The following is a 10,165-nucleotide window of genomic DNA, read 5'->3' on the forward strand; positions in this document are numbered from 1 at the left end:
TGATCATAATCCTTCTGGCAAACGTACTCCTGTCAGTAGGAACCCCGGGAATCCCTGGCGGTGCCATCGCATCCTTCGCAGCCCTGGCAACCATGGCAGGTCTGCCTGCAGGAGTTATGGGCGTTTACATCAGCATCAATACACTCTGCGACATGGGCGCAACCTGCGTCAATGTTATCGGAGACATGGCAGGATGTGTGGTTCTTAAGGAGAAGATTAAATTAGAAAATTAAGCAACCCCTAAATCTGTTGTTTCCAATCGACTTAACGCAAAAAAGCTGCTGTGCATTTCTATAACTGAAACGCACAGCAACTTTTTTATTTACAGCAATCTCTTCGTCACGTTACTCTACACCGAATAACTGCTCCGCGGTTTATCGATTAAATTGCTGTCTGTCTCTATTTCTTTAATCCGGTTGTAACCTTACAGTTAGTTACTTTCAGGCTTCCTTCAGAAGCAAAGAGTGACAGACTTTCTCCCGGACGTTTATATGCTCTCGCATTTAATGCAACACCGTCTACATAGATTGTAGCAATTGTATCATCTACGATCATTTTGATATTGTATTTCTTACCAGGTACCAGTTCCAGCGGTCTCTCCAGTCCGATATTCTGGTTTGCAGGCCATGGCCAGTTTGGTTTTTTCTCAAATACATATCTGTCTTCTGTTACATTAAATACGAACTGGTAAGATTCAGCTTTATCCTCATCTTCATAGAATCTCACACCGAAAGTTCTGGTTCCTTCTGTGAATTCCACATCTGCTTCGAATTTGAAGATATCTCCTGTATCTTTTGCAACTACTTTTTCTGTACTCTTAGTTGGAGTATCAATTACAAAATCTTCTGTCTTTTCTTCTTTATCAAATGCATTCCATACAGTTTCCGGAATTCTTACACCAAGGGTTCCATCTTCTCTCTGGTAAACCTCATGTGCCATAAATGTTCCTGCCCAGATGAAGTTATTGTCATCATCATCCTGATCCTTGGTAGCAACCCAGCCAAAGAGGATTCTCTGTCCGTTCAGTTCAAAAGTACGTCCTGCATAATAAGATCTGCCGTCAAATGCATCATCTTTCGGTGCGATCCATGGACCTTCCAGACTCTTGCTCATACGGTATACCATTTTACTTCTGTCACTGTATTCTGTCACAATATGATACCACCAGTCACCAATCTTAAATAAGTCTGGCATCTCATGCATAGTATAGAGATCCGGTGCCCAGAAATCTCCTTCAAACTTCCAGTTTTTCAGGTCTTTAGATGTGAATTTAACAGTTCTTCCTGTCTGTCTTGTCTTTGGTCCCTGTAATCTTGCACCAAGGATCAGCAGATACTGATCATTTTCCTCATCGCGGATCACCCATGGATCTCTCCAGTCATCCGGGTCATAGCCTTCCTGTGGAGTGAAGGTAAGTGCATCCTGAGTTTTGTGCCATGTTACAAGATCATCGCTGTATGCATGCATCAGAACCTGAGATGGTTTTCCAAGTGCCGGATAATCACGGTTATAACCTGTATAGAAAATATGATACTGTCCTTCTGCCTCGAAAACACTTCCTGCAAAGATAAACTGATCCTGCTCTTCATCTGTTCCTCTCGGAATTGCCACACCTTTATCTTCGTAATGTACAAAATCAGAAGTTGTTGCCAGATCCCAGCCAAATGGTTCTCCAAATGGTCCCGGTTTTCTGGTATCTCTCTGATGATATAAATAGAATTTATCTCCATGTCCAAATGGCATGCAATCGCCAAACCATGTTCCCGGGAACTGATAGTATAATTTCTGCATAGTCTTAATCTCCTTTTTTATACTTTATTTCACTTTACAGGCCTGCTTGTACTTTTCCGGCAAGCCTGTTATTTACTCATAAATCAAACTACTGTTATCAGGTAATTCTTGCATATTATCAACCTTTTACTGCACCTGCTGTCATACCTGCCAGCATCTTCTTGCTGCTGAAGAAGTAGAAAATAAATACCGGAAGTACTGTTACAGTGATGGCTGCAAATGTACCACCCCAGTCTGTCAGTCCCATGCTTCCTACGAAGTCATTTAAACCAAGTGTAATGGTTTTCATATCTGTAGATCTGGTAAATGTATAAGCATTAATATACTCATTCCAGCAGAATACTGCCTGCATGGTTGCTACTGTGATAATAGAGTTCAGTGACATCGGAACCACCATCTTAAAGAAACATCCTATCGGTGAACATCCATCAATGATCGCTGCTTCCAGCATTTCTTCAGGGAAGAATTTGCTAAATGAATAAAACAGCTGAATGGAATAAGACAGTGAAAAAGCAATCTGTGGCAAAATAATTGCCGGGTATGTATTGATCAGTCCCATCTTATTAAAAATAGTAAACAATGGAATCAGTGCAACCTGCATAGGAAGCATCAATCCAAGAAGGAAATAATTAAGGACAAATTTTCTGCCTTTGAATTTGATTTTGCTTAATGCAAATCCAGCCATCAGTGCAAATAAAAGCAGAGGAATCAGTACACCGATCAAAACAATGATACTGTTTTTAAAATAAGTCAGCATATGGCTTTTTGTAAAAACATTAATAAAGTTTGTCAGCACCCATTTTGACGGGAGTGCATATGCCGGTAACTGTCTGAAATCATCCAGTGACTTAAAGCTTGAAGTAAATACATAGAAGAAAGGATAAACCTGCATCACAACAAGGATTAATGCTATAACCCATTTAATGATGCTCGGAATGGTTGGTTTTTTCTTTTTCATTCGTCATCCCCTCCTCCTGTGAATTTACGGAATAACATTCCAACTACCATACAGATGATTACGATCATGATCGCTACAGAACTTCCGTAACCATATTTCATACTGCTGAACGCCTGTTTATACATATAAGTTGTCATAAGTTCAGAAGCATTTCCCGGTCCTCCATGTGTTAACAGATAAGAGAACTCGAAAGATCTCAGGGAACCATTCAGTACCAGCAGACAGTTTGCAATGATAACCGGTTTAATATAAGGAATTCTTACATAAAGATATTCCTGCCATGTTGATGCTCCATCGATCAGTGCTGCTTCTCCCAGTTCATCCGGAACACCGATCAGTGCTGCATAAAAGATAACCATATACAGTCCCAGGTATTTATATGCTTCTACAAAAGCTGTTACATACAGTGAAATCTGAGGATTGGAAATCCACTCCATCAGTTTCAGAGATGGATCGATGAATGATAATACCTGATTCACAATACCGGTTGGAGTTACTGATAATAACTTTGTAAAAATCTGGCAAATCGCTACAGAAGAGATAACTACCGGAATATAATACAGAGTCTGTAAAGCAACTCTTCCTTTTTTAATACGACTGAGGAGAATCGCAAATAATAAACCTCCAAATACCTGAATTGCAACATTGATCACTGTATAAATCAGTGTATGCCATACAGTAGATCTGAAAACATCATCCTGTGTAAGAAGTTCAATGTAATTTTTGAAGCCTACAAATACCTTTTCACCAACACCGCTCCAGTCAAAGAAGCTGTAATATCCGGCCCATACAATGGACACGATTACAAATGCCGTATAGATAAGAAATGCCGGAAAAATAAATAAGAAAATTACTGATTTTTTTCCAAATGCTTTCTGCACGAGGCTCCCTCCTTTCCGAAAATCAAATTGTTTTATGTCTTTTCTTTCAAAGAGACTGACAAAAATTTTGCCAGTCTCCAGACTACTGCTTAAATTTTTTTATTTCTTTACCAGAGAATCACAGGTCTTAATAAATTCATCCGGTTTTATGATTCCCTGAGCAAGCTGCTGCTGTTCATCAACAATTTTAGTCATTACATCTGAATCCAGTTTATCATCCCAGGAAGTCCATGCTGTTTCTGCATCTTCAAACATTGGCTGTGTATCATAGTAAAGCTGTGGCAGTCCTTCCGGAAGTTCTTCATTAAACGGTGAGAAAACCTGTGCCTGATTGTAGCATGCATCTGTAAAGTTTTCGCACATATAATCGAAGAATTCCTGCATTGTATCATCATATGTTGCCTTATTAAATCCTTCCGCAAAACCTGCATGAACTGGTACGTTAGTAGACATATTGTCCATTCCTTCTGTATCCGGCACAGGGAAGAATCCAAGTTCACCATTGTCATACATTTCTTCTGCAAGGCTGATCTGTCCGGAGCCTGTATAGAAGATTGCACCGGAACCACCAAAGAATAAGTTACATGCAGAGGTAAAATCTACACTTGCAAATCCTGGTTCAAAATAACCTTTTGTTCCAAGATCAGAAAGAAGATTTACTGCATATTTTGCAGACTCATTGTCACTGAAAGAATCTGTTCCAGCCTGATAACCCTCAATAAATTCAGGACCAGTTACTCTCCATGGTGAGAAAGAAAGATATCTCATCAGCTGCCATGCATCAGAACCTCCCACAATAACCGGAATCTCGCCCTGATCTGCAATTTTCTGGCAATCTTCTTCAAATTCTTCCCATGTTGTCGGAGCATCTTTGATTCCTGCTTTTTCAAAGATATCTTTTCTGTACATAAAATACTCACAGTACAATCCCTGTGGGAAGAGATACATATTTCCGTCGTCTGCATCTGTAAGGAAATCTCTGATCGCACCATTTAATTTCTCATCATATCCGTTTCTTTCAAGTTCATCTCCCACATTAACCAGTGCATCAATATCTTTGCATGCTTTAGAAAGTGTTCCGTTCGGGCATCCAAAAATATCCGGAAGTGTATCACTGTTAATATACATCTGGAGTTTTGTAAAATAATCCTGCATATCGTTTACAAGTTCAATTTCATAATCCAGACCTTTTTCATCACAGAAATTTTTAAGAAGATAATCAAATGTCTTATACTGTTCTGTAGACTCTGTACCTTTTAATAAAGCAGTAATCTTCGTTCTTTTTCCATCGTCCGATTTCTTCGCAGAAGCTGTAACTGCTCCCATGCCTGTCAGAAGACTGGCTGTCATAGCTGCCGTCATGGCAAGTGATAACACTTTTTTCATTTTCCTCATTTACTTGTTTCCTCCTTTTAATTTGTGTTTCCTCGTTCTTGATGATTTTATTTTAGTCTTTTTGCCTTTTATAAACAATTGGAAATAAAAGTAAAAATAGGAGATTTGTGCACAAATTTTATACTGTGCACAAATCTCCTGTTCTATCGTCAGGCAGATAAAATCATCCGCCTCGCTGCTTGCCTGATTCGGTTAAATGACTTACCTGATACAGTTAACCTCGTTGTTTATATATGTTTCCTGAATTCATTGGGCGTAATACCGTAACGCTTTTTGAATACTTTTATGTAGTATCCAAAGTCTTTGTATCCTACCATTTCTGCGATTTCATATTGTTTATATTTATTATCTGCAATCAGTTTCTCCACCTGTTGGAACCGGACATCTGTCAGATATTCCAGAAAACTCTTTCCGGCATATTTCTTAAGAAGGCGGCTGATATAGGTTCTGCTTACATGGAATTTCTCAGTCAGATCATCCATAGATAAATCTCCTGAATAATTCTTCTCAATGTAAGAAAGAACACTCTGAACCAATTTCCGGTTCCGTTCATCAGTTCCTTCTGTATTCTGTTTAATCAGCGTTCCAAACAGATTCAGCAGACAATTCAACACCTCTTCTGTGTTCTCGCACTGACAGATTCTTTTTATTCCATCCTGAAGCACAGAAAGATTCCAGTTTTTATTATGAATTTCACTGTCAACTGCACAGATATATGGAAATTTCATACATCCCAAAAGTAAATCCATTGCTGCAAATTTCACCGGAGATACATCTTCCGGTGCGTTTCGAAATATCTGATGAAGTTCATCCTCCGCTTTCTCAAAACTGTCCTGAAACAAAGTCATCATAAAATGTGTTTTTTCACCGGAAGTAATCACAAAGTCTGTCTGTTTTTTATATTGCAGATCTTCGTATCTGAGTATGATATTCGTACCCAGATAAACACATTGCCTGCATGCTGTCTGTGCCTTACGGTACTGTGCATTTGCCTGATATTCGTCCACTTCTACATCGCTCAATCCAAAATTCATATGTGCTTTCAGATACCGTTCTACTTCTACCTGTATCTTACTGCATGCCTGCAATGCTTTTTCCATACATACTGCGTTTTCTTCTTCCTTTTCAAACAAAAGAATAAAATTATATTCTGCAGTTGCTGTATTATAATCGCTCAAAACATGAATTCCAAAATCATTAAAAATTTCCTCAAAAATATTGATGCATGCAAATTCCTCTATCCATTTATCTCCTGTATGGATTTTATTTTCTCCAACAACTTTTCGCCCTACACACACAATATATTTCTCTATTGTCAGATTCAGAGATTCTGCCTGCTCTTTTACAACTCCTTTTCCCTGGATTCTTCCATACAGAAGATTTCCCGCAAATTTGGATCTCAGCTGCGGAACTGACCTGTTGAAATATTTCTTCAGATCCCGGATTTCCTGCTGTTTTTCCTTCCTTGCATGAATTTCCCCTGCAATCCGGGCAGCCATTGCCTTTAACTCATCATAGTCCACCGGTTTGAGAAGATATTCTTCCACACCAATGCTGATTGCTTTCTGAGCGTAGGCAAAACTGTCATATCCTGTCAGTATCACTATAACCGCATTGGGATAAATCTCATGTGCTTTTTCTGCAAAATCCAGTCCATCCATTCCCGGCATCTTCACATCTGTAAGGATCAGATCCGGTTTCGCCTGCTCCAGTTTCTCCAGCCCTTCCAATCCGTTCCTTGCAGTTGCGGATATACGGTATCCATAATCGCTCCATGGAAACGAACATAAACCATCCAGAATAATATATTCATCATCTAATATCATTACCTGCAATTCCATTATCTCTCGTCTCCCCTTTTTTTGTTATTTTCATTTACAGTTTCATCGTATTTCCTGTAAGTAACTCCGACATTACCGTTCATCGGAATTTCCAGTATTACCTGTGTTCCCTTCCCCGGTTCTGATGTAATGCTCATCCTTGCTTTGTTCTGATATACATAATCCAGTCTCTTTCTCACCGCATATACTCCCAGATGGGTATGTGTCCGCTCTGCTTCATGATCTGGCTCTTCCTCTGTCCCCATCAATTTCTCCAACTGCTCCTGTGACATTCCAACGCCATCATCCTTTACTGTAAATACTGCCATTCCATCTGTAATTTCTCCTGAAACATAAAGGAAACAGTCCCATGTCGCATTTTCCACACCATGAACCACCGCATTTTCCACCAGTGTCTGAATAGTCATCTTCGGAATCTCTAATTCATTTAATCTCTCATCCACTTCAATATAAGATGTAAATTTATCTCCATATCTGGTTTCCTGTATGTAAAGATAATCCTGTACATATTTTATTTCCTCACGAATATAAACCATACTTCTTTTATTGCTGATACTTGCACGCATCAGACTGCTGATAGAAGTAACCATACGACAAATATTATCCTCACCTTTTTTTCGCGCCATCCAGTTGATTGTATCCAGTACATTATAAAGAAAATGCGGATTGATCTGTGCCTGTAAAGCCTGGAATTCAATATCTTTGTTAACTGTTTCCATCTCCACAACCTGTTTTATCAGCTGCTCTATTTTCTCTATCGTCTGGTTGAAAACAGAATTCATGGCTCCAATCTCATCCCTTCTTCCTTCCGGAAGACGGACAGAAAAATCCCCCTCCGCAAACTGCTGCATTGCTTTACTTGTACGCTCAATCGGACCGGCGATTCCCTTTGCCAGAATATCAGCAAGAAAAATACACAACATCAAACTTGCCAGAATAAGCATGATTGTCGTTTTCTGTAATCCTCTAGCTGTTTTCTGTAAGAAACTCATAGGAATCATTCCTACAACTGTAAGTCCTGTGTCAGAACTTCTCTGATATACACAGTCATAACCCTGTCCATCTGCAGTAAACAGAAAATCTCCTGTGTTACCTGATATTTTTTCTATCCAGCTTCTGTCACTGATTGTCGCATCATTCTCTGCACTCTCTATCAGAACATTTTTGTCACTGTCCAGAAGAAAAATATGTGCAGACAAAGAATCTCTGGCTGTGATCGTCATTTTTTTCAGATAGCTCAGCTTAATAGATGCTCTCAATATTCCCACTGGCTTCATAGTCAGAGAATCTTTGATCTGCTTTGCCATATACATCAGGCCTTCCTCAGAAGCATTATAATAAATACAGCGTCCTTTTGCCTGCTCCGCCAGTTCACAGGATGTCTGAGCGGTATTTTCATTAATCTCATGATTATTTGCCAGCAGATGATTTGCTCCGTTATAACCATACAGCTGGATATCATTCATATAAATACTTGTATATCCCTGCAAAAGCAGCCTTCTGATCTGCCCTGATCTTGAATAATAGGAATACAGCTCTGTGCCATCCGATTTATATGGTTCATCAGACTCCAATTCCTCCTGAACCGTATTGTTATTTGCAATATACTCAAATGAATTCCTCACCATATCAAAATAATGATCCAAATTCACCGACAACTCGTTCACCACTCCCGCAGACTGCTTCCTTGTCTGTTCTGTCACAATTGAAGATGCAGACATATACTGCGAAACACTGGCAGCCAGCAAAACAACCAATGCTACCCCTAATGTACAATACAGAATTTTTCTCTGTATTGACAGATTAATATACCACTTCTTTAAATATTTCATCTTTCTCTTCCCTTTAATATCCCTTTATTTTTCCCGGTTTTTACTGCTACAGTCTATTTCGAACAGTGAAAAAGCCGACACACTGTTTCCAGTCAATGTATCGGCTTTACTGCTTCATTTTATTATGTTCGGAATTTTATTATGTAGGTATATTCCGTAACTTTTTCTGTTTTACAGATACTGACTGAATTCCACTTTCTCCTTATTCGGACCCTCAATGGTAAAGAATTTTACACCATTTTCCCAGAATGGCAGGAAATGAATGGTATCCTGTGTGGAGTTTAAACCAGCTTCATTAATATACTGGAAAATCTCCTCAATGTCTCTCACATCAAGCGCAACATGATCAATCGCCCCATGCTCCATCTTCGCCGCATGATTCTCATAAGTCTCCACTACCAGAGTTCCCAGTTTCAGAAACACAACCTTCTCATTCGCTTCCTCATTTACAGTCTCAAATGCAGTCTCAAAACCAAGTTTATGATAAAACTCCACAGTTTTATCAATGTCATTTGTCGGAATCCCGATATGCTGTACCCCTGTTGAATAATTCTTTAAATCCATGATCTTTACCTCTTTCTGCTCATCTTTGTAGCTTTTACTCATTTATTTTCATAATTTTACTTATCCAATATTTAATATTTTATTTTTTACAATATACGCAGAAAATCATTCGATTGTCAAGAGTAACAACTGATTCTTTTCACTTGACCCCTCCGCTCCCACCACCTCATCCATTTTCTCTTACACAGCCAATAGCCAGCGCGAAGCAGCATCTCTCTGCAGGTGAATTTGGAGGGGGCTTAGTAACTCTTAGGTGGGGGAAATCCGCGTTATAAAGAAAAATAGCAACCTGTCTGAGCGGAGTCTGCAACGGAGCGAGTTTTGCATTTTTCTTCATGCTTTTAGCGGATTTTCCCCCACCTTAGAGTTACTTAGCCCCCGGAACTGAACCTGCAGAGAGATGCTGCTTCGCGCGTCCCCTCTTGCGCTGTGTACGCCCCACACCAACAAACTTCCCCCAAATACTTACAAAAACCTCTTGACTTTCAAAACAAACAGCGTTAAAATTGCTTTAGCTTTTTAAACAGCTAAACCTATAACGCATAAATTCAACGAAGGGAACCAGTAAAAACAGTCCCCCTGTCCTCAGAGAACTGCAGTCCGGTGAAATGCAGTGACAGACCTGTTTCGAATATCATCCCCGAGAAGGAAAGCCGAACCCTTGAATACAGCCATCACAGATATTGCCGTATTCACAGTAAGCTTCCCCGGCCGCCCCCCGTTACAGGAGCCGCGTATATCGGTACGTTGCAGAATCGTACTTGTTTCAAAGGTGAAACAGGGTGGTTACGGAATATCATATGTCCGTCCCTGCGTGGGGCGGACTTTTTTTATGTTATAGGAAATTACTCTCTAGTAGATATGGGGATTACTCCCCATACCCCTACGCAAAACCGTACGTGC

General features: G+C 39.7%; 8 protein-coding genes. 1 reads left to right on the forward strand and 7 read right to left on the reverse strand.

The annotated features are described in order from the left end of the window. Positions 1-233, forward strand: a 233-nt coding sequence (locus tag LJE12_RS18665; RefSeq protein ID WP_227292354.1) for a cation:dicarboxylate symporter family transporter, incomplete at its 5' end; no start/stop codon positions are given. Positions 234-399: 166 nt separating this feature from the next. On the opposite strand, the gene LJE12_RS18670 is transcribed toward LJE12_RS18665, so the two are convergent. The 7 genes from LJE12_RS18670 to LJE12_RS18700 all read right to left on the reverse strand — a co-directional run bounded on the left by LJE12_RS18670 (position 400) and on the right by LJE12_RS18700 (position 9,262). Beyond that, entirely contained in the window at positions 400-1,791 is a 1,392-nt protein-coding gene (locus tag LJE12_RS18670) for a GH32 C-terminal domain-containing protein (protein ID WP_025580901.1), read from the reverse strand. A gap of 118 nt (positions 1,792-1,909) precedes the next feature. Further along, positions 1,910-2,749 (reverse strand): carbohydrate ABC transporter permease, encoded by an 840-nt coding sequence (locus tag LJE12_RS18675; RefSeq protein ID WP_008705243.1) that lies wholly within the window; start codon positions 2,747-2,749, stop codon positions 1,910-1,912. Then, positions 2,746-3,630 (reverse strand): carbohydrate ABC transporter permease, encoded by an 885-nt coding sequence (locus tag LJE12_RS18680; protein ID WP_008705245.1) that lies wholly within the window; start codon positions 3,628-3,630, stop codon positions 2,746-2,748. Before LJE12_RS18680 ends, LJE12_RS18675 begins: the two co-directional genes overlap by 4 nt. Before the next feature lie 99 nt (positions 3,631-3,729). After that, on the reverse strand, positions 3,730-5,025 hold the full coding sequence (locus tag LJE12_RS18685) for an ABC transporter substrate-binding protein (RefSeq protein ID WP_008705247.1): 1,296 nt from the start codon (positions 5,023-5,025) through the stop codon (positions 3,730-3,732). Between the two features lie 227 nt (positions 5,026-5,252). After that, a complete protein-coding gene (locus LJE12_RS18690; RefSeq protein WP_227226576.1) occupies positions 5,253-6,866 on the reverse strand; it encodes a response regulator transcription factor in 1,614 nt (537 codons plus the stop codon). Beyond that, positions 6,866-8,698, reverse strand: coding sequence for a cache domain-containing sensor histidine kinase (locus LJE12_RS18695; RefSeq protein WP_215680238.1), 1,833 nt, complete (start codon positions 8,696-8,698; stop codon positions 6,866-6,868). Before LJE12_RS18695 ends, LJE12_RS18690 begins: the two co-directional genes overlap by 1 nt. A gap of 171 nt (positions 8,699-8,869) precedes the next feature. Then, positions 8,870-9,262: a VOC family protein gene (locus tag LJE12_RS18700; RefSeq protein ID WP_020993212.1), complete on the reverse strand. Its 393-nt coding sequence runs from the start codon at positions 9,260-9,262 to the stop codon at positions 8,870-8,872. Between the last annotated feature and the right edge of the window lie 903 nt (positions 9,263-10,165).

Origin of the sequence: Blautia sp. DFI.6.71 (genome assembly GCF_020593585.1) — a bacterium.
Taxonomy (GTDB): domain Bacteria; phylum Bacillota; class Clostridia; order Lachnospirales; family Lachnospiraceae; genus Blautia_A; species Blautia_A wexlerae.